Genomic DNA, 20,625 nt, shown 5'->3' on the forward strand with positions numbered 1-20,625 from the left:
CGCTTTCAATGTCTAATACCTGTCAAGAAAATCAATCAACTGCTAATATTTCACTCGCACAATTAACGCAGCAACTCGATGCGATGCACATTGCCCAATTAACCTCATTTGCTTATGGCCTACCGCCACTGTATTTTTGCCGTGAATATTTAGAGCAAGACGAGCAAACTGCCATTGGTCATTGCTTACAACGTTTAGAAAATGGCATAAACAATCAGGATTTCACTTTAGACAGGTTAACTGTTTTATTAGCAGAGAACGATTATTACGACGACTACGAAGCGCGTCTACGTTTAGGGCCTGAGTTAGTATAACTCAACGTCCTCATTAAGCTTTGTTGTTCACAATCTTAGCGAAGAGCTAGCGAGGAGCTAAAGAGGTCAATCCATTGGTGAAACGCAAGTATAAAAAGTCGCACCACCTGAGCGCGACTAATTTTTAAAAAACCTTATTTATTTCAAGATAATCCCTGCCAAAGCTGATTCGTTACCGAAAATCCCACTGATGATACTGCCATCCTTTTTATAGCGGCTTATAAAGCCGGTATAAACTCCAGCGATAGCCGGACAATCAGCAATTGTCAGCGTTAGTGCATACACATTGATTTTTGCATCAATAATGCTAATATCGCCGCTGTATTTACAACCGTCTGTATCGCTACCAGACACCGCACCAACAGCACTTAAGTTAATATCAACAATTTGGTCTAACGATTTATAGTCACCCTGCATAATATCAAAACTAGACGCATCATCAGAAATATCCGAACGCGTAAGCACCACTTGACTTTCTTGTCCATCAAAGAGCGTCAGAGTCATGGTAACGGTATCCCCCTTTAAGGTACCACTACCTGTAATAGCGCCATCCACAGTCGCTGAGCCGCTATCAGAATAGAATCTGCCTTTTGTCGTAACCACGATACCATTCAACGAAAGTTCCAATTGCAAATATTTCAAATCATTAGACACGGCGTACAATTTATTGCCTGACACCTGGGCAGCAAGAACACCGCTCGAACCATCACTAGCCGTCCAAGAACCAGAATAAATACCACTTTTTACCTGAGTAGCTGTGACTTCGCCGCTAGAACTACCACCGCACGCCGAAAGCCCCAAGACCACAAAAGCAACCAATAAAATACTTGTTAATCTTTTCATTTTTCCACCTAGTTCATTAATCATAAAAAAAACCAGAACAACATAGACAAAAAGTATAGAACACCATATTTATTTCGCAATAAAGTCGTTAACACTGAAATGTAACATTAAAAAACAACGTAACAGGTGATATAACTAATCTGAGCGAGAACACAATAAGGTGTAAATGGTAAACAGAATGAATTCAAACCCTAAGCCGTTAACAGGGAATGAACAAGCGATTGGGTATAACTTACTCAGCTCCTCGAGTCTAATCCCGAGCACGATAAACAGACGATTAAAAACACCTGCAACTTGATGAGGTATCTCATAATACTCTATCTATAACAAAAATATGTCATTATCATAAATATAGTATATTTTACATATATATTGATGCTGCATATTATAACTCCATCTTTCTGAGGAGTAATAATAATGAAAAATATAGCTGTTATTGTCATTATGGCAAGTGTGTTTACTTTCAGCTTAAACGCGGCGACTAAGGTAAATTTCTCGGTCATCAATACAGGGCAATCTGCGAGCAGTTCTGAAGGTCTTATTGTATCGGGTGGGGACTGGTTTAAAAAACGTCAGCTCGAGCACAATGCAGTACTCATTCAACATGAACAAGGAGATTTATTAATTGATACCGGCCTTGGTAGAGACGTAGATAATCAAGTGACGGCCATGAGCTGGTTTGACCGGCAGTTATTTGCTTACACTAAGGCTGTGCCAGTGATAGACCAGCTACAAAATCAAGACTATGACTTCAAACGATTAAAAGCCATCATACCTACCCATTTACATTGGGATCATGTATCTGGCATTGAAGATTTTATCACTTTTAATACACCAGTATGGGTGCAGAAAAATGGACTTGAAACCGCAAAAAAACATGCACCACCAGCCTTTATTCAAAGCCAATTTGATGATCCCGCGATAAACTGGAATTTCATCTCATTAAATAAGAAAAATGTATTAGGTTTTTCAGCTAGTTTAGATATTTTTGATGATGGTTCTGTCATCTTGCTCGACCTGTCTGGTCACACCCATGGTCAGATAGGTGTACTGGTTAATAACGAATATCTGTTTATTGGCGATAGCACATGGTCAATTAAAGGCGTGAACAATAATGTAGGCCGCAGCGGATTAGTGAAATGGTTAGTGGATCTCAATTACGATCAACAGCAATCCGATAATATGGTTGAAAAATTGCATCAATTGACCATACAAAATAAAAAGTTAGTTATTGTTCCAGCTCATGATGAAATAGTCGCTGCAACGTTGCCGCGCTATCCTAAATTTTTAATGTGATCTTTTAAATTAGATTCACACGCCATAAAAAGAGGTACTCGGTGGATTTAAAATCGTTGAAATATTTTGTTGCAGCTGTCGACGCTGGTAGCATCACCGGGGCATCAAAACAATGCTTTGTTGCTCAGCCTTCAATCACGATAGCCATTAATAAACTGGAGTCCGAGTTTGATACAGTCCTGTTGACTCGTCATAAAAAGGGGGTGACTCCGACTTCTGCCGGACAACAGTTTTATCAACATAGTAAAGCCTTGTTAAATCAAGCAGGATCAATGTTCGATTATTTTAACCCTCAGCAATCACGGCAAACCGTCACAGTTGCAGTGCAAGCAGACATAAGTTTAGTCTATTTAAAACGGCTCATGTCTCAGCTGCAACAGCATTGTCCCCAATGGTTGTTGCATTTAACTAGCGATAGTACCGCAGATATTTATTTAGGCAGTGATTACCCAAACGATTATTTAAACTGCGACAGCAAAAAAAGTTTAACGGCATTCCACCCCTTGTGGCAAGATCAGTACTACTTAATTATTCCTAACAATCATGCGCTAGGTTTTAAAACACATGTCACATTAGAGCAGCTGCACGGTGTCGCTATGATTGAACGTAGACAGTGTAACAATATGTGTCTATTGATGGATTATATGCGTGAACTGCAAATAGAACGTGTGGCATCGGTTGATACCGAAGAATGGGCGCTAGCATTGGTAGAGCAACAAATAGGACTTTTGCTCGCCCCACTAACGACCGAGCAGCTTGAACATGAAAATTACACAGCGATCCCCATTTCAAACATAACAGGGGTAGAAAAAATAGAACGTCAAGTAGGGATAACGTTCGCCTCTAATCGTTTGCAGCAGCCCGATTTTATGGCGCTAATAAATCGCTTGCTATGCCCTAACCGCAACTAACGCACCCGTTGAAAGCAAGGTTCACACTACCAAATGCGACTGTAGCCGTCAGCATTATTAAAGCTGTATCATAGGCAGACACATAGCCAACATTGACAAATGCAGGGAAGAATCCCTCAAAAAAGTACTTTTATATCCATAAGTGAATAGTGATCTTCATAACACTAGAAATCCAAAAATACAGAAAAAACAATCTAGATCAACAAAGTTGAAACAAAGCCTTTGACAGTGATAATAGTTATCAATACGATTCGCGATGAACTCAAAAGTAGTTTAAATGAGTAACAATTAATAAGGACATTATATGAAAAAAATGACTTTAGCGATGCTGATCGTAGTAGCGCCTTTAACTTTAATTAATTCCTCCTTTGCTTCTGCAGCGAAACTTGACGATACAAAACAAATAGTTCAGAAGCGACCAGACTACGGTATCAGTGTTACGAGTGCTAAACGTGAAATAGCATTGGAGCTGAGCCGACAATACACTCAAGTCTTGCCGACTCTACAATCTGACATCAATCGATATAATTTAACTGTTAATGCGGATCAAGTATTGCAATCTAGTGGGGTTGCAACTCAGGCATTACATAAAAGTGAGCAAGCAATTCGTTCCGCAAAAGGTTTATCGAGTAAAGCACTGAATAAATCTGCTTTTAAGGGCAGTGATAATCCTAACTTGGTTCAATTTCGTCTCGCAGATGCAAGTATGCTGAGCGACTGGCAGCAAGGCGTATCACCATTATTTGCCTTCGAGCCAGAAGGGAATGATAAAGACTGGGCTAATATTGAAGCCTATGATGTAAATGGTGATATTCAGCTGCTAGATGTGTATCAGCTGCCAGACAGACCAGTTTTCGTGGTTGAATTAGATAAACAACAAACGACACGTGAAGGGCTAGCGGTAATGCGCGAGATCTTAGCTCAAAACACAAATTCAAAAAAACAGCTCAAGTCTGCCGATCCTCAGCGAAGCGTTTCTAAATCTGGGGATAAACCGATATCGACGACCTTAATTAAGCAGATAAGCTTACAGGACGATCAGGAACCTTGGATATCAGGTGCAGCTGAGGTATACGCGATAGTGAATGGCGTTAACCCTACCCGCGATGAGCCAGTGCTTGATATCATTGAAATGCCTTATCTTGATTATGCTGAGAAAGAATACTACCCAAATCAGGTCGTCATTCATTGGGAGCGCTATCGTTGGGCTGCAGCTGATATTATATTGATGGAGCATGATGATGGTACTAATTACAAAGAGATTGCTACACTGCTTGTATCTGCTGCCGAGACAATTTTAAAATCGATCCCAGATCCTGAAGTACAAGGCTTTGCTATTATAGCCACGATTACTAACGGAATCATCAAAGCGTTACCTGATGCTTGGTTTACTAATGACGATGATTTTGTGGATGCGTACTATACCTTAGAAGAAGGTAAAACATACACAGATCACTATGCGGCAGGTGGTAATGCAAGGGCGACATTTATACCTCTGGTTATTGATCCAAGGTAAATGACCTATTACTGAATATTGTGTAATCGTATAAATTAACGCCGTCGTCTTTTGGATTACGGCGTTTGACAAAAATATAATGAAAGCTTATATACAACTCTACGTTTTCTGTATATGTTATTACATTAATTCGATCGCATATTAGAAGTTGTTAAGTTATGTACTCAGCCTTGTTTGAACATACAATTAAAAAAAACTTAGCATCGACCCAAGTAACACATGACTGGGTCGACTCGTCGACTATGGCTACAAAACAACTAAAACGAATTATTACCGCTATTATCCTAGTGATTATTTACTAGGCTGGCGGGTAAACTTCCGTCAGCCTAGCTGACGGGGGATACGATCAAATTACATATCTTCTTTTCAGCAAATCTGCGGAACCAATCTCAATCATAGATGTATAGCTCATTGTGCAAACACTGCCGATGGTTATCTATAACGTCAAAACTTTGCAGGTATAACGTTTGAAAACTCAAGACATTTTCGTCATCGGTCTTATGACCTTCGCACTCTTTCTCGGTGCTGGTAACTTGATCTTTCCACCAGCGATGGGACTTAATGCTGGCACATCATTATCTTCTGCAATGGGGGGATTTTTACTCACGGCCGTTGGGTTACCCACATTTACTATCATTGTTTTAGGGCGTATTGGCAATATTCGTAACCTAACCAAAGCGCTACCTAACTGGTTAGGGGCAACATTTTGGGTTTTACTATTCACCGCAATTGGCCCAGCTTTTGGCATGCCAAGAGCGGTCACAGTTGCCTATGAAATGGGCATAAAACCATTCTTAGAAAGCGACCATCTTCTCCTATTTTCTATCATTTTTTCTGCTATTACCTTATTACTTGCCTTCAAGCCAGGCAATATTGTTACCTATATCGGAAAAATAATAACACCAGCCTTAATCTTACTTCTGTGTGGATTAGGTTTCAGCGCATTTATTCATCCTTTAGGTCTGCCTACTGCCCCGTATGGCGATTATCAACATAGCGCTGTCACTAGCGGTCTAATTCAAGGCTATATGACTATGGATGCAATTGCTGCAGTGGGTTTTGGTTGGGTTATAATCCAGGCAATCAAAGCAAAAGGGATCACTAGCCAACAAGGTATTGCATCTAGCTCAATTAAGATTGCAGGTATATATGCTGTTTTAATGAGTGCTTGTTATATCGTGATGGGCTATGTTGGGGCAACATCAGCCACGATTGCAGAACACGGCATGAATGGTAGCGTTATTCTAACGCGCTATGTTGCAGAGGCATTTGGTCAATATGGTCAGTACTTACTTGCCGCAATTATTATCATGGCCTGTTTAACAACGACGGTAGGCTTAACCAATGCCTGTGCTGAATATTACCAAGATACCTTTAAAGCCCATTTTGGTTTCACAGCAGCAATCATTGTCGTGCTTACTGGTGTTATTGCAAACTTTGGTCTAGACGAAATCCTAAAAGTTAGTCTACCTGCTATTTTAGTATTATGTCCGATTGCTATCGCGCTAACATTAGCCTCTTTTACTGCGTCGATATTCACAGTATCACGCCTTACCCACAGCGGTATGTTAATCACTGCAACCCTGTTTGGTATCCTAGATGCGGTCAATATTTTGGGTAAAATGCCTCTCGAATTTAATGCATTATTTGTTCATTATCTGCCGCTTTATAATGCCCATGCAAGTTGGTTGTTACCATCGGTATTAATACTAATTACTACCGTGATCATTGGCCGTACATCCACTGCAGAGAAGATATTTGGTTGTGTTGATTATCGTCTAAATTCACCATCTAATCTCACCGATTATGAGCGCTGATAACAAAATTAAAAACAAATAATTAAATACAAATAATTAAATACAAATAATTAAAAATTTACCAAACTAAGGTTTAAGGGATTTTACCTTTCGGAGTAGAACTACAATGAAAAAGATTTTGATAGCATCTGCTATTTTAATGGCGGCACCTTTTTCAGCTCAAGCCAATACAGGTCTCGTCGGGGAAAACAAGGCCTTTGGTGGAGATGCAGAGCTAGGAGCGACGTTAACCACAGGTAATACAGAAACGACCTCAATAAAAGGCCGTTTAGATATGAAGCACGAACTCGATAACTGGGAAAATCAGTATTTAATTGAAGCTTTATACAAAGAGGATACAGGTGAAGTCACAGGAAAACGTTATTTTGGCCGGATCCAGGGCAACTATAAATTATCCAATTTAAGCTATATATTTGTGACCGCAAACCATGAAATCGACCCCTTCACCGGTTTTAGCTCTACCTCAACAGCTTCTTCCGGTTACGGCCATAGGTTTATTGATAATGGCAAGACTCAGCTTAATATTGAAGTCGGTCCTGGTTATAAATATAAACGTTTAGACAGTGAGAGTGCGGCTGAAGCCGGCTATGATACTGAAGACAGCTGGATTGCGCATGGAGTAATAAACTTTGAAACTAAGATATCTAAAAGCTCTAAGTTTAAGCAGATGTTTGTTGTCGAGCATGGCGAAGACTTCGAAGGGCGCTCTGAAACATCAATAACAGCAAATATTATTGGCGCATTAGCAATGAAATTTGCCGTTACTGTACGTTATAACGATTCCCCTCTCGACGATAAAGAAAACACAGATACTGAAACGAATATGACTCTGCTATATGCTTTCTAACCTCTTAAGGGGTTCAAGTTCAATATTGCAAACAAAGGTTACATACGATGAGAGTGGGAACGATACCCTATTACTGAATATTGTGTAGTGGTATAGATTAACGCCGTAGTTTAGGATTACGGCGTTAATTATTTCCATCTATATCACACAATGGAAACTTTAATTACTGACTTAACGACACAACAGAATCAACTAGATTTTTAATCCCTACTCTTGCTTCTAAAAGACTATTCGCAAGCATATAAGCTGGCGTTGTTACAACTCGATTCTCAATATCAATAGAAACACTGGTCACATCTTTCACTTCGTGTTTAGCGCCAAGCCCTTCAAGTGTTTTTGCGGTATCAGCATCATTACCTATCGTTAGGGTAATATCATCATATACTGCAGTCAGTAGCATTGGCGCTATACACATATAGCCAACAACTTTTTGTGCGTTTTTAAAATCAGTGGCAACTTTAATGAACTCATTAATTGCTGAAAATTCTGCGCCTTTAATTGCAAAATCACTTAAATTTTTAGCTGCACCAAAACCACCTACAACGATTAATCCGTCAAAATCAATCGCATTTAATTCTGTAATAGGTTTTACATCACCCCTTGTAATTCTTGCCGACTCAACTAATACATTACGACTTTCATTAACCATCACTTCGCCAGTTAAGTGATTAACGACATGCATTTGTTCCATATCTGGTGCAAAGCACTCGTAAGTAGAGCCAGACTCTTCAATAGATAATAAAGTTAAAACGGCTTCATTTATTTCTGAGCCATCATAAACACCAGAGCCAGATAAAATCACTGCTAATTTAGTCATTATTTACTTCCTATGTATTTAAAAAAAGGGGGCTACCTTCACGACAGATAAACCATACCTCATTGATACTATTAGTTTTTAAATTAACTACAAGAAAAATAGCCATTTATCTTAACGAACCGTGCACCCTAACCCAAATTAATTAAAAATGGCGGCAAAATAACGACACATGCTAGAATCCCCGCTCATAAGCCGTAATGCCTTAAACGGAAAAAGCATGCTTGAATTAATTAATGAACTCTTAAAATTATTAGACACAATATTAAATTTCTAATTCTCGTCGTGAATAATAAAGTCCTGCATTCATTGCAGGACTTTTTTATTATAAGGATTTACCTGCCAGACCGAACATTCTCTATTTATCAAATATTTCATCTGATAACCAAATATCTACTCGCCCCAATTTCTGGGTAAACTATTTTTAGCTTGCACCGTAAAATTAATGATATCAACCAAGAGGTTGGAGGAGTTATACGCCACCAAGTACGAGAATAAGTGATCACAAATACTTGGAACTCGGCGTAATCCAGTTTAATAAACCAATTTTAATGTAAATTTAAAATAAATATATCATTCAAATAGTTAGTGGGTGTAGTGTTATTAACACCACGAAAAATAGAGTTTTTATATCGCACAACGATAATCAACGGTTAAGTTTCCAATGGCCTCAGGAAACTCTAGCCATTCACTATACGAGGCTACTAGAGGAATTTGATATGTCTAATCTCAATGTCGTAACAAGCAATCCAAGTGTCGAAAAAAGCAATCCAAGTGTCGCAGCAAGTCATATAGACAAAGCGAACAAAGGGCAATCAGCCCAGTCCCTCATCATCCAAACCTATGCAAATAGCGTTAACGAACAACCAAGCGTCGATTTTTCAGGTAATCAACATTTAGCGCTCTACGAAAAACAAATTAATGATGGACTGGCAACAGCCCAAGGCCACGCAGCCAATTATTTAAACAATATACAACCAAATATTATTAAGAACATAGCCAATATTGATAATTACTACACGCTACACAATGCAGTTCCAACAATATTGCCTGAAGGGTCAACAGAAGAGCAATGGGTAGAGCTCCTCACGGTACTCAAAGTGAAAGCGGCAGAATACCAGAAAGATGCAAATGGGGTGAAAACATCACTGGAAGGATTAACCAAGGATCTGAGTCATGATTCCCAATCTTTTTCAAAAACAGTCGGTAATCTTAATACCGCTGTTAACGGAGATAATGGTGTCTTAGCGTCAGATCAAAAACAATTGGATAATATCCAAGGAAAAATAGATGGCGCAATTGCAGGTATCGCCGTGAGTGGTCTTACTATTGCTGGCGGTGTTTTTATGATCGTCGTTGGCGGTGTTGCTGACTTTGTTACGGCAGGAACCACCACTCCGCTAGTGGTAGGTGGTATCGGTATCGTAGCAGGAGGTATAGGTGGCGAGGTAGCTGCTGCTATCACATTGAAAAACCTGAATGATGAAAAATCCCGATTATTAAGAGAAGAATCAATGCTTGAAGCAGAGGTTAAATTAGCCTCGGGAATTAGTAGTAGTTATCAAAGCCTAGTAAACCAAGTTAACAATGCGGTTACTGCCGCAACTCAAATGAAAAATGCTTGGGAATCCCTAGCGAGTGATCTAGGCAGTATGATTAGTGATTTACAATTAGGGATCATAAGTACTGGTATCGTGCGCGAAATGATGTTGACCGCAACTAACGGCATAATACAAATAGTGCTTAAGGATATTGATACCATAAAAGGACAGATGGCTGGCGTAACCATTATCCTAGCCAAACCAGGGCAAACAGTAGGTGAAGCAATCGTTGAGGCTGCAGAAGCGCTCGCGGCATAAATAATTTAGCATGTTCCTACAAGTGTAGGTGCATGCTAACTTCATCCGAATAATAAAAGTACATTCCCCCATACTTCATAAAATAATTCAAATTCCTATCGATCACGTGTTTTGTGGTGACCATAAAACACAGGAGGTTCACAAATGAATGGTTATTTATCACAAGCAGTAACAAACTTGCAGGCTACTGAAAAACAGATCTCACACCTTTCTGGCTTGCCATCCGCGGCCCAGAAAATACAGGCAGAATCAATAACCCTTATTTCATCGATACTATCGACAGTTCAAACCACACAACATACCATTATTAGCTTTGTCAAAAAGTCCGTTCCCGAGCTAAATGAAATAGATGCCATGCTTGCGAACAATCAATCGTTACCAAGCATACAGGCTGCAATAGAGAATGTTAAACACGAAACGATAACATTACAGTCCGACGTAAACGAAACGACTAACCAAATACAAACAGCGTCATTGCAAATACTTAGCTATTTTAATCGACTAGCAACCATCGAGTCTGACTTAACAACACAGATGTTTAAATTACAGGGACAACGAGACTATGCTAAAGATAAAGAAGAGGCCACAAAGAAGAAGTATTATTATCTTCTCGCTTTAGGTCCTTTTGGTCTAATCGGTTTAGCAACTGCACTCGGATTATATTTAAAATGGAAATCTGATGTTAACGATTACGAAAGCCAAATCAATGCATTGAACAATCAAATTCGCGCACTAAAAACAATGCAATCAGCCAGTCAATTACTGGGCACAGACTTCCGAGGAGTAATGGAAAAAATATCAGGGGTAAAAAATGCCGTTGACTTTCTAAGCAGTGATATTCTAATCATTGAATCTGATTTAGATGAAAGTAACATTTTTCTGATTATTGAACTCAAGATAAAAGCCGCAATTACAGAAGTACAGACACTCGGTGTTGATGCATCTTGAGATATACACAATTAATAAATTCATAAGAAATATATAAGAAACATATAAGGATCACTGGGATAATATTGGCTCACACCATGCTAAGCTAATGCGAAATCAAACGACCATTAATACATCGGATGGTTATGACATTAAAACGAGTTCGATTTATTTCATTGGTCCTTCATTTCTGGATAGCGTTCGCTCTGATTATCAGTCAGATAATACCTAGCATCGAAGTGCTCTATGGACTGATATTATCAAGCAATATTTTCATGCTTATGGACTTTAAGATCCTACGGCGTAATCTGCTTATCTACATACACCATATCTTATTCTTGTTTCTCTCTAGTGCCTTAGTGCTAGTCTATCAAGTTGAACAAGGCTTCACTAACGAGATGCTAACAGCTTGTGTCAGTGCAGGTATGTTGATTTCGAATTCATCTTGGACAAAAAAACATATCAAAATCTACGCTGCAATAAATATATTGATCGCGACCTATTTTGTCTACATTATCTTATCTCTGAATGCTCCTATGTCATGGCTTTTCCTTACATTACAGTTAGGGACCCTAATGACACTAGGACTCTCTTACACCATCTCTCTATATATCATATTTCGCCCAACATGCTATACGCATCAACAAAGTCGTCGCTGATCTTTATTCGTTTACCCACAGAATAGGTTCAAACAAATCTCGCTTTAAATGCCGACGGACTTAACCCAATAATGGTCATAAACACTTTACGGAAACTATTTACATCATCGTATCCTATATTCAGAGCAATCTGCTCAAAGCTTTGAGTTGTAGACTCTAGTAGATCACATGCTTTTTGGACTCTCACTTTTTGAATATATTTAATAGGCTTTAAGCTTGTAGCATTAGTAAATTGGCGTAGAAATGTTCGCTCAGTCATACAGGCTAAACCCGCTAACAAAGAAATATTTAATGATTGATTATAGTTTGCTTGAATATAGTGTTGTACTTGTAGAATCCGTTGATTTCCATGATTAAATTTTGGCGTAAAACTACCATAATAACGCTGTTCTCTCTTCCCTGTATCTACAATAAGATATTTTCCAAGTGTTCGCATAATGTGTGGCCGAGTAAATTGTGCAACTATCTCTAATCCTAAATCAATCCATGACATAAGACCGCCCGCCGTGATTATGTCTCCATCATTAATAAGCAAGCTCTCGACGTTAAGAGATATTTTAGGGTACAGAAAATTAAACTCTTCGGCTAACTGCCAGTGCGTCGTCGCAGGTCTGTTATCTAGCAATCCCGTTTTGGCCAGTATAAATGCCCCAGCACAAGCACTGCATAATATAGCCCCCTTATTGTGGGCATCATGCAGAAATTGCAATACTTCTGGTTTAGGTGCACGGTAATAATGACCATCCAAATTCGGAGGAAGGATCACAATATCACTTTGACGATCACGACCTAACTCGCTATCAGACTGAACAACACTCACAGTAAATTGCATATCAAACTGACTATCTATGATTATTTTATTCGCGATTAAAAATAGTTCTTTAAGGCCATGAACGGCACTCTGCAATGCATTAGGGTAGTCGATAATTACAATACGGATACTACTTGTCACTTTTGCCCTACTTTGTGGCAATAACGCCATAGGTGTCGTTGATTTATATTTTGCATAATAGCCTTAACAAAACGTCGAAACAACACAAGAGAGCTTATTATGTCTAACACAGCATTATTATTAATTGATTTTCAAAATGACTATTACTCAACATATGCAGATGCTAAATGGGCACTATCTGGTACTGAAACTGCAGCATCTAATGCCGCGACGTTATTAGCTGCATTCCGTAAACAAAGCTTGCCTGTCATTCATGTCCGTCATGAATTCCCTTCAAATGATGCACCCTTTTTTCTACCAGAATCTGAAGGTGCAAAAATTCATACGAGTGTCGCGCCAATAGAAGGGGAATCCGTAATTTTGAAGCATCAAATAAACAGTTTTCGTGACACTGAATTAAATAATATCTTGAAAGAACTTAACGTTGAGAAGCTGATTATTGTGGGTGCAATGAGTCATATGTGTATCGATGCTGTGACCCGTGCAGCTGTTGACCTTGGATATGAATGTCATGTCGCTCATGATGCTTGTGCAACGCTGGATCTTGAATTTAATGGTGTCACAGTCCCTGCAATCCATGTTCATAGTGCATTTATGGCGGCATTGAATTTTGGTTACTGTAACGTGGACAGTACAACTCAATTACTCGACTTAGTTAGTTAAATCTATCGAGGAAAATACTCGAGTCGTCACGCATAATATTGCCCTTCACTCGTAATTACGCGTGAAAGGCAATATCGATTACATCAAGGTCTATTCAAAAAATCCCCTTGTTGATAGTATGCACCTAAACCTTTCAGAACTTGGCTTTGGGACTCCCTTTCAACACCTCCAAATACGACAAACTGAGTCCGACCTTCCATTAGTGATAAAATATCTTTAACGAACTTTTGTTGCTTTAAATCACTTTCCAAATCGTTGACAAAAAGTTTGTTTATTTTTATCGCATCAGGGGATATTTTCTCCAGTAAGTCGATATTATTATTCCCAGAACCAAAATTATCAAGTATCACATGAACCCCTAAACTTCTAATCTTACTTATATTTTTTAACATCTCGGAGCTATAATAAAATTCAGAACACTCGGTTATTTCAACTATGACTACGTCTTTATCACAACGCTTTATAGCCTTAATAATTTTGATAAATACCCTTCCTCTCAATAAAGAAGGGCAAATATTAACACCAAATCTACCATTTCCAGGTGTTATCTGCTCTATACTCTTTAACACCAAAATTGTATGTAAACCAAGAATACCGTTTTTTTTCAGACTATTAATTACGCTTAATGTACCAACGCCCTTAAACCGAGTAAGCATTTCCCAGTAATTAATTATTCCAGTCTTTGTATTTACAACTGGGGTCAAAAGAATAGAAAAGTGAGAGAGTCTAAATATGTAATTTAAAAGGGCTATAATGATTGTTCTCTCAAAAACAGCAATCAGAAAAATTACAAAAAATACAACTTGTGCGACTATATATTTTCCATAGAATGATATTTCACTGTCATCACCCTGCCACTTATAGATAAATGTTCCATTACCTATTTTCCCCAAGTAATTACCAAAATTATCACTATAAGTAACACCACTAAGTAACGGATAAACGATGTAATTGTCGTATTTGGCTGTTATCTTCTTTTTCTTTGTACGCCCAATAACTCTTACCGCACCACTAACAACCTCCCTGTAAAAATACAGTTCTCTATCTGTCATCCAGTCAGAATAAATTATGTTGTTAGGGCCGAAGTACACAATTTTATTTTTCTCAATAATACATTGTTCATCATCATTTTTAATAACAAGAATTGCGCCACTTTCAAATGTATCATTAACCGTTGGTAGGAGCTCTTTTCCTCTATACCCTAGGTTATATTCGTTCGCTATTTCAAGAAGAATCGCATCATACTTAAGGTCCACTTTTTCGTGAAGAGTAATAAAATGAGTGATCTGCAGAAGGTAGATTAGTCCAACTAACGTTATCCCAGCTAAAGTATATAATGTGATTTTCATACTCATTATTTGAGATCTATAACTCAACATTAATTTTAAAACTTGAAAACGAGATAAGGTATTATTAATGGTAGAATTCAAATTATTTACTTCAGATGATGCACTATGGGTACTTAACCCGACATAGTAGCCAACCCGATTTACATTAACAATAAAGTGGAATTCATCACTATTATTGAAAGTGATACTCAGTAATTCTCTCGTTTTTCTTCTAATGGATGCGATTGCATTCTTTAGCATGTTTACTGTCAATCTTTTAGGAATGAGCTCAAATAACCTTGATTCTATTTCCCTTGCAGATATAGGGTTTGATTTACTTCCATGTTCACTTATTATTTTTATTATTATAAATTCAACTTCATTAATTCTTATCTTTGATTTCACTTCCCCATCTAAAAGTAATATTAACTCACCTTCTCTTACATCCATAAAGCCATTATTACACTGCGTAGGATCTAGATTAAACTTCATGTACTTTCCTTCTTAACACTACTTTACTAATTAAAACCAAGTCCTTCAATTAGGTATCAATTCATAATATATTCTTCTTAATTATTTACGTAGTACGCTCGGTTCTAATTTCGTTACCTTGCTCGACTGTAACAGAGTAACCTTTATATATTTCATATCTCTTAATTTATTCATTTATCCATTAATTTATGCATTTATCCATCAACTTATTCATATACGCACCACGCGACACCCACAAGGAGGTACCCGCAAGTAGTTGAAATCATGTGATGACCTATCACCTCATCTAAAAATTTTTCAAAATCCCCTGTAACAATACAAATAAAATAAAATATCCAGTACTAGCGGCATTGAACAGCATAAAGCCTCATATTAAACCCAACGACAGATATAAAATCACAACAATAAATTGGATAAACCTTAAATTAAAGAGCTAATCGCTTATTTGACTTCAGATTTACGAATGTCCTGATAGTGTAATTAATCTTATTTCCTCGTTGAGGCGAGGTATTAATTTACATCGATGCAAACGGGTCCTTAGTACAATCAAATGTAGTAATTAGGAGTAATAAATGAAACGTCTGCGTGGTTATATAATCATTGAGCTAGTAATCCTTATTATAATACTAGGCATACTATTAATAATGGTTACCTATGACTTAGGTTGTTAATTTCAGAACTGGGGGTTCTAAAAAACATTCAATTCTAACTATTTTAGCTTACTTAACTTTGAATGGAATAACCTTTACTTATATTTAATTAATCCATAAACAGCCTCAGTACCGCCCCCTTAAGTAGTACTAATTTTATTATAAATTGAATAATCCTATGTTTTATTTTTTTATCGCTTATTTAACTTCAAGTTAACGAACGTCCTGATAGTGTAATCCAGAATTATCAACCTAATAAAAGCTGATAATTCATTTACATATATAAAAAATTGGCTTTTAGCCTTATTAAAACAACTTAAAATAATCAGGAATAAATAATTTATGAAATCTCAGAGCGGCTTTACCTTAATAGAACTAATCATTGTAATAATAATACTCGGCATACTCTCAGCGACAGCTGTACCTAAATTTATCGATTTAAGAAACGAGGCTGACGAAGCAGTGTTTGAGACAGTGAGAGCGACTATCTCAAGTGCTGCACTAATGGCGCGTTTGAAACAAAAAGTACAGGGACTAGGTGAAAACGAATCCATTGAAGTTGAAGGCAACGAAATTGCAATGTTAAATGGCTACCCTACAGATGAATCCATAGAACAACTTATTGATATTACAGGCTTTAAATTTGCTGTTGATGGTCAGTTTGTCCGAGATGGTACACCCATGGTAAGTGGAGTCGTGTCAAAATGCGTGGTTGATTACAATGCCGCTCATTCAGGTTCTAAGCCAGCAATAATAATAGATAGAACAGGTTGCTAAGCACAATCATGAAGCTGTTGGATAGTGTTAATACATCTGCAATTTAAACAGTGAGGTCTGATATCACCGGGCCTCTAATCTGTATACCAATATAATAAATCAACATAAGGAACAATCACGATGAAAAAATCTCATCCTTTCGCTTACCTATTCGCACTTGTCTCTTTCTTTTACCTTTTCGCATTTGGTTGCGCCCTACTACTCATCAGTACATACGTGTATGCTGTTGATAGCTTTGAATTCGATACTAAATCAGATCCTCATAACATGTTAATGTTTCAAATTGACCATCAAGACTATTCACGTTCTATTGGTTTTTTTAAGAAATTTGAAGGCCAAATAGAGCTCGACACAGAAAACCTGGAAAACTCAAGTGTCGAGGCCACTATAGACATCACCAGTCTTGACATAGCCGGGCACGAAAAGTGGGGTAGCAATACGCTGGCAGTGTTCTTCAAGAACGGAAAGTTACCCACAGCCAGTTTTCGAAGCACAAAAATCGAAAATAATGGCGATGGTAAATTGATTATCACAGGAAACTTAACTCTGATGGGTGTAACCAAAAGCCTAGTTTTAGATGCGACTCTAAACAAAACGGGAGAATCTCAGTCAGCTGGATTTAAGGCTGGATTTTCAGCGACGACACAGCTTAGTAGAAAAGACTTTGGCATTATCGCTGTACCCACTAATGGCGATAAAGTATCAATAACCATTGAGATCGAAGCGATTAAAAACAGTTCCTTTCGAAAATAATCTCGTGATATTTATTTAAAATAAGAGATAATCAAGATGATCAAGATGATCAATTTTATAGATAGGAAGTCTTATAGTGGTGATAAAAACCGAACCGAATGATTTAAATAAACAGTGTGGTAAAGGAAACGTGTTATACCAATCTAAAGGTATCACCTACTGTGAAGAAGAAAGTGTCTTTCTCAATAAATTTAATGTTGATGGTATTGCTAGAGTACCATTCGATGAATTTATCACTATTCCTCAATACAAATTAGCGCATAAAGCAGCGACTATTCCAGCGAATAAAAAAGAGTTCTTACGCTTTAATATGGGAGTAAACAATTCCATCATAGGTGGAAAATATTTAGTCATGCCTATCATGAGATCTGGCAGTGATAGTACTAAAACAGGCTATGTTTCCCCTTTATTATCAATTGATGAAGCCATGGTTTACAAGGTTAACAATATCACAAACCATATCAGCTATAACGACTTACCCAAGATGGTATCAAGCGGAAAGTTAAACTTTCAATCTTGTGTATCAGGAATATTTGATATAGCGAGCTTACAACACTCAATTGTAGATCAGCGTTATGCCATCAGTCGGCCAGATCTGACACGTGCACAAAGGGTATCAGCAGGTGTTGCTATTACCTCTCTTAGTCTGATTAATTTTATCGCCATATAGCCAAATGATAGGCATTAAGCTCTATCCTGTCATTCAAGTAAGAATGGCAGATTTTATCATTATGTGTTTTTTTAATTTATGCAGTTGATTGATATAATTAGTCAATGAGTGGTTATCTCCCCATTCCCAAGGACATTCTCCGCCAAATGTGATATCAAACTCCTTATTCACGTGTCTATAATCGTTTCCTAAAGAGTCCTTTAAAGGTAGATTTGGCACTTCATCATTTAAATTGACAACTCTCCATGAATCAGAAATTGCACTATTATAAATTGAAGTAAACTCAGGAGAACCAACACGAGGTCCAGCAAATGTATAGAGGGCTAGATTACTCAGGTTTGTATTCTTTGCAATATCGAGCGTATTCAAAACGGAAAGTGCGGATCCCAAGCTATGACCAGTTATGTATAGTGTGCCTTTTATCTGCTTCTCTTTAAGGAAATTCAAAACAATATTTTGAGGTGAAGAACCTGACTGACCTGTCGCGTATAACTGATAAAAACCTAACTCAACGTCGATATGTCCAGGAAGGTAAGAGCATCTTATTTGCTCAAACTTAACGTCTTCTACCCACTCTTCAACTGAACTCGTTCCACGCCAACTAACATAAATGTTGTCCCCCTTAGAAACGACGAACCCTAATGGGACATGCTGACTCTCATACATCGCTTGAAATGTGATCTCTAGTTTATACCCTTCAGGTCCAGCCCATACCTTTTTTTCTTTGTAGGCATCATATTGGCTATATGCATCATTACTCAAGCAGGCCAACTCTAAAGCCAAGTCTAAATCAAAACCTTTTGGTAGGTCCATTTTATTATCCTTACTCTATATTATGGGCTCATACCAACGCCGCATTCAGCTGGAAAACTGTGATTCAACTTATAAATAACACGGTATAAAATCATCTCTTATGATTGAAGACAGAAGTAGAACAACTTCGTTAAACGAGTTTAAAAGATCTATCAACGTAAAAATACCCAAATAAGATCTTAACTCAATTAATAACACTCAAAATAAGATAAAACTCATTCAATTTCGATCTATCTCTGTCAATAACTAGTACTAATCGGTATGAATTAATTTCAACCAATGCATTAGCGACCCCTACAGATACATATTATACGACCAGCTCTAACGTCGCAGGTATTCATCAAGCAACAGTGGTGATAGTCGTATTAACCAATCGTACTAATCACCGCCTTTATGCCGCCAATCAGCATTTCCACACCAATAACAGCCAAAATCAATCCCATAAGGCGGGTAACAATACTAAGCCCACTCTCACCGATTGCCGATATGATCTTTGACGAAAAAATAAAACAAACAAAGGTGATAAGACATAAAACAGCAAACGCCGATATTGTAATAATAATTTCACCCCATCCACCTGCTGATGAATAGTTCATTGCAGTTGCTATCGTGCCTGGTCCAGCAAGCAGTGGGACAGCTAGCGGTGATACCGCCACATCTGAATCATTACATTCTTCTGCTGTATGTAACTTCGAACTCTTGCCCTGCAGCATATGATAACCGACGAGGAATACCAAAATGCCGCCGGTTATACGTAACGCTGGTAGCGTTATCCCAAATAAATGGAATATTGATTTACCTAAAATTGAAAATAAAACAATAATAACAAAGGTGATAGTAAGGGATTTAATCGCGACTTTAAGTTGCTTCGACTTCCCCATCGTTCCTGTTAATCCAGCAAAAACGGTCGTGTTAGCAATCGGATTCATAATGGCAAAAAAGGCCATGAAAACGGTCAACGCATGTTCAAACAATGGGCTCATCTTATTTTATTCCTTAATAAACAAACGACTTAATCGTGCTAATGCAACTATACCAGAAGCAGACCACTAAGTTTTGAAATATACAGTTGTTAACAGTAAGGGACTATGCGGGTATTGCGATGACGAATAGAAAGCGAGAGAGATAGAGTGAGTTTACTCAAGTTGACTTTAAAGCGGTGATGCCATGCCATACAAAAAAAGCCACTCAATGAGTAGCCTTAATGTTTGGAGCGGTCAGCTAGGATTCGAACCCGGCGTCTTCAACTTGGAAAGCTGACGTATTACCATTATACGATGTCCGCATAGATTGAGATATTACTTCAGTTTTATCGTAATGAAAACAGAAGAAATGTCAGTGTATGTCAGTGATATTTTGCGATAAAGAATCAAAAACGAGAGAGAGAATAAGTTTACTCAAGTTAACTTTAAAGCGGTGATCTCATGCCATACAAAAAAAGCCTCTCAATAAGTAGCTTTAATGTTTGGAGCGGTCAGCTAGGATTCGAACCCGGCGTCTTCAACTTGGAAAGCTGACGTATTACCATTATACGATGTCCGCATGGGTTGAGATACTACTTCAGTTTTATCGTAATGCAAACAAAATGAATGTAAGCGTATGTCAGTGGCAGTTGTCGTATTGTGGACAGAGAACAGTACATTAATATGACTATTTCATACGCGCTATCACGTTATTCAGTGCTGCCTCGCTTTTATTATTTTTCGCTTTCACGTTCACACCGC

General features: G+C 37.9%; 19 protein-coding genes and 2 tRNA genes. 13 read left to right on the forward strand and 8 right to left on the reverse strand.

Going from position 1 to position 20,625, the window contains the following annotated elements:
* The first annotated feature begins 8 nt into the window (after positions 1-8).
* Positions 9-314 (forward strand): hypothetical protein, encoded by a 306-nt coding sequence (locus HWV01_RS17695; RefSeq protein ID WP_211672789.1) that lies wholly within the window; start codon positions 9-11, stop codon positions 312-314.
* A 138-nt stretch (positions 315-452) separates the two neighbouring features.
* Here the strand turns inward: HWV01_RS17695 and HWV01_RS17700 are convergent, their stop codons facing one another.
* Positions 453-1,181, reverse strand: a complete 729-nt coding sequence (locus HWV01_RS17700) for a hypothetical protein (RefSeq protein WP_211672790.1) — start codon at positions 1,179-1,181, stop codon at positions 453-455.
* Between the two features lie 393 nt (positions 1,182-1,574).
* Here HWV01_RS17700 and HWV01_RS17705 point away from each other — a divergent pair, with 393 nt between their 5' ends.
* The 5 genes from HWV01_RS17705 (at position 1,575) to HWV01_RS17725 (ending at position 7,544) form a co-directional block, all read left to right on the forward strand.
* Complete coding sequence (locus tag HWV01_RS17705) at positions 1,575-2,453, forward strand: MBL fold metallo-hydrolase (protein WP_211672791.1); 879 nt, start codon at positions 1,575-1,577, stop codon at positions 2,451-2,453.
* Positions 2,454-2,494: 41 nt separating this feature from the next.
* Positions 2,495-3,364, forward strand: a complete 870-nt coding sequence (locus HWV01_RS17710) for a LysR family transcriptional regulator (protein WP_211672792.1) — start codon at positions 2,495-2,497, stop codon at positions 3,362-3,364.
* 304 nt (positions 3,365-3,668) lie between these two features.
* Positions 3,669-4,880, forward strand: a complete 1,212-nt coding sequence (locus HWV01_RS17715; RefSeq protein ID WP_211672793.1) for a DUF3103 family protein — start codon at positions 3,669-3,671, stop codon at positions 4,878-4,880.
* A gap of 467 nt (positions 4,881-5,347) precedes the next feature.
* Complete coding sequence (brnQ, locus tag HWV01_RS17720; RefSeq protein ID WP_211672794.1) at positions 5,348-6,697, forward strand: branched-chain amino acid transport system II carrier protein; 1,350 nt, start codon at positions 5,348-5,350, stop codon at positions 6,695-6,697.
* Positions 6,698-6,803: 106 nt separating this feature from the next.
* Positions 6,804-7,544 (forward strand): YdiY family protein, encoded by a 741-nt coding sequence (locus HWV01_RS17725; RefSeq protein ID WP_211672795.1) that lies wholly within the window; start codon positions 6,804-6,806, stop codon positions 7,542-7,544.
* Positions 7,545-7,707: 163 nt separating this feature from the next.
* On the opposite strand, the gene elbB is transcribed toward HWV01_RS17725, so the two are convergent.
* On the reverse strand, positions 7,708-8,361 hold the full coding sequence (gene elbB / locus HWV01_RS17730) for an isoprenoid biosynthesis glyoxalase ElbB (protein ID WP_211672796.1): 654 nt from the start codon (positions 8,359-8,361) through the stop codon (positions 7,708-7,710).
* 716 nt (positions 8,362-9,077) lie between these two features.
* On the opposite strand from elbB, the gene HWV01_RS17735 reads away from it, so the two are divergent.
* From HWV01_RS17735 to HWV01_RS17745, 3 genes are all read left to right on the forward strand, one after another.
* Positions 9,078-10,217 (forward strand): HBL/NHE enterotoxin family protein, encoded by a 1,140-nt coding sequence (locus HWV01_RS17735; protein WP_211672797.1) that lies wholly within the window; start codon positions 9,078-9,080, stop codon positions 10,215-10,217.
* Positions 10,218-10,361: 144 nt separating this feature from the next.
* Entirely contained in the window at positions 10,362-11,165 is an 804-nt protein-coding gene (locus HWV01_RS17740; protein WP_211672798.1) for a hypothetical protein, read from the forward strand.
* A gap of 125 nt (positions 11,166-11,290) precedes the next feature.
* Complete coding sequence (locus HWV01_RS17745) at positions 11,291-11,803, forward strand: hypothetical protein (protein WP_211672799.1); 513 nt, start codon at positions 11,291-11,293, stop codon at positions 11,801-11,803.
* A 28-nt stretch (positions 11,804-11,831) separates the two neighbouring features.
* Here HWV01_RS17745 and HWV01_RS17750 read toward each other — a convergent pair whose 3' ends face one another.
* Complete coding sequence (locus HWV01_RS17750) at positions 11,832-12,785, reverse strand: GlxA family transcriptional regulator (RefSeq protein ID WP_211672800.1); 954 nt, start codon at positions 12,783-12,785, stop codon at positions 11,832-11,834.
* A 69-nt stretch (positions 12,786-12,854) separates the two neighbouring features.
* On the opposite strand from HWV01_RS17750, the gene HWV01_RS17755 reads away from it, so the two are divergent.
* Positions 12,855-13,418: a cysteine hydrolase family protein gene (locus HWV01_RS17755; protein ID WP_211672801.1), complete on the forward strand. Its 564-nt coding sequence runs from the start codon at positions 12,855-12,857 to the stop codon at positions 13,416-13,418.
* An 83-nt stretch (positions 13,419-13,501) separates the two neighbouring features.
* Here HWV01_RS17755 and HWV01_RS17760 read toward each other — a convergent pair whose 3' ends face one another.
* Positions 13,502-15,238 (reverse strand): EAL domain-containing protein, encoded by a 1,737-nt coding sequence (locus HWV01_RS17760; RefSeq protein ID WP_211672802.1) that lies wholly within the window; start codon positions 15,236-15,238, stop codon positions 13,502-13,504.
* A 992-nt stretch (positions 15,239-16,230) separates the two neighbouring features.
* Between HWV01_RS17760 and HWV01_RS22450 the strand changes: the two genes are divergently transcribed.
* The 3 genes from HWV01_RS22450 to HWV01_RS17775 all read left to right on the forward strand — a co-directional run bounded on the left by HWV01_RS22450 (position 16,231) and on the right by HWV01_RS17775 (position 18,088).
* The gene (locus HWV01_RS22450) at positions 16,231-16,665 is read left to right on the forward strand and encodes a prepilin-type N-terminal cleavage/methylation domain-containing protein (protein WP_211672803.1); all 435 of its coding nucleotides are present in this window, start codon (positions 16,231-16,233) and stop codon (positions 16,663-16,665) included.
* 120 nt (positions 16,666-16,785) lie between these two features.
* Entirely contained in the window at positions 16,786-17,418 is a 633-nt protein-coding gene (locus HWV01_RS17770; RefSeq protein ID WP_211672804.1) for a YceI family protein, read from the forward strand.
* Positions 17,419-17,494: 76 nt separating this feature from the next.
* On the forward strand, positions 17,495-18,088 hold the full coding sequence (locus tag HWV01_RS17775; protein ID WP_211672805.1) for a hypothetical protein: 594 nt from the start codon (positions 17,495-17,497) through the stop codon (positions 18,086-18,088).
* A gap of 33 nt (positions 18,089-18,121) precedes the next feature.
* On the opposite strand, the gene HWV01_RS17780 is transcribed toward HWV01_RS17775, so the two are convergent.
* From HWV01_RS17780 to HWV01_RS17795, 4 genes are all read right to left on the reverse strand, one after another.
* Entirely contained in the window at positions 18,122-18,901 is a 780-nt protein-coding gene (locus HWV01_RS17780; protein WP_211672806.1) for a lipase family protein, read from the reverse strand.
* A 365-nt stretch (positions 18,902-19,266) separates the two neighbouring features.
* Positions 19,267-19,884 carry a MarC family protein gene (locus HWV01_RS17785; protein ID WP_211672807.1) on the reverse strand — a complete coding sequence of 206 codons (618 nt, stop codon included), beginning with the start codon at positions 19,882-19,884 and terminating at the stop codon, positions 19,267-19,269.
* Positions 19,885-20,110: 226 nt separating this feature from the next.
* A tRNA-Gly gene (locus tag HWV01_RS17790) sits at positions 20,111-20,186 on the reverse strand.
* Between the two features lie 181 nt (positions 20,187-20,367).
* A tRNA-Gly gene (locus HWV01_RS17795) sits at positions 20,368-20,443 on the reverse strand.
* Between the last annotated feature and the right edge of the window lie 182 nt (positions 20,444-20,625).

The sequence above is a fragment of the Moritella sp. 5 genome (genome assembly GCF_018219455.1).
GTDB lineage: Bacteria > Pseudomonadota > Gammaproteobacteria > Enterobacterales > Moritellaceae > Moritella.

Excerpts from the sequence above, each read along its gene's own strand:
- HWV01_RS17735 (WP_211672797.1), top strand. The coding sequence starts at position 9,078 with ATGTCTAATCTCAATGTCGTAACAAGCAATCCAAGTGTCGAAAAAAGC.
- HWV01_RS17715 (WP_211672793.1), top strand. The coding sequence starts at position 3,669 with ATGAAAAAAATGACTTTAGCGATGCTGATCGTAGTAGCGCCTTTAACT.
- HWV01_RS17760 (WP_211672802.1), bottom strand. The coding sequence starts at position 15,238 with ATGAAGTTTAATCTAGATCCTACGCAGTGTAATAATGGCTTTATGGAT.
- HWV01_RS17725 (WP_211672795.1), top strand. The coding sequence starts at position 6,804 with ATGAAAAAGATTTTGATAGCATCTGCTATTTTAATGGCGGCACCTTTT.
- HWV01_RS17770 (WP_211672804.1), top strand. The coding sequence starts at position 16,786 with ATGAAAAAATCTCATCCTTTCGCTTACCTATTCGCACTTGTCTCTTTC.
- HWV01_RS17740 (WP_211672798.1), top strand. The coding sequence starts at position 10,362 with ATGAATGGTTATTTATCACAAGCAGTAACAAACTTGCAGGCTACTGAA.
- HWV01_RS17745 (WP_211672799.1), top strand. The coding sequence starts at position 11,291 with ATGACATTAAAACGAGTTCGATTTATTTCATTGGTCCTTCATTTCTGG.
- elbB (WP_211672796.1), bottom strand. The coding sequence starts at position 8,361 with ATGACTAAATTAGCAGTGATTTTATCTGGCTCTGGTGTTTATGATGGC.
- HWV01_RS17755 (WP_211672801.1), top strand. The coding sequence starts at position 12,855 with ATGTCTAACACAGCATTATTATTAATTGATTTTCAAAATGACTATTAC.
- HWV01_RS17705 (WP_211672791.1), top strand. The coding sequence starts at position 1,575 with ATGAAAAATATAGCTGTTATTGTCATTATGGCAAGTGTGTTTACTTTC.
- HWV01_RS17695 (WP_211672789.1), top strand. The coding sequence starts at position 9 with ATGTCTAATACCTGTCAAGAAAATCAATCAACTGCTAATATTTCACTC.
- HWV01_RS17785 (WP_211672807.1), bottom strand. The coding sequence starts at position 19,884 with ATGAGCCCATTGTTTGAACATGCGTTGACCGTTTTCATGGCCTTTTTT.
- HWV01_RS17780 (WP_211672806.1), bottom strand. The coding sequence starts at position 18,901 with ATGGACCTACCAAAAGGTTTTGATTTAGACTTGGCTTTAGAGTTGGCC.
- HWV01_RS22450 (WP_211672803.1), top strand. The coding sequence starts at position 16,231 with ATGAAATCTCAGAGCGGCTTTACCTTAATAGAACTAATCATTGTAATA.
- HWV01_RS17750 (WP_211672800.1), bottom strand. The coding sequence starts at position 12,785 with ATGGCGTTATTGCCACAAAGTAGGGCAAAAGTGACAAGTAGTATCCGT.
- HWV01_RS17700 (WP_211672790.1), bottom strand. The coding sequence starts at position 1,181 with ATGATTAATGAACTAGGTGGAAAAATGAAAAGATTAACAAGTATTTTA.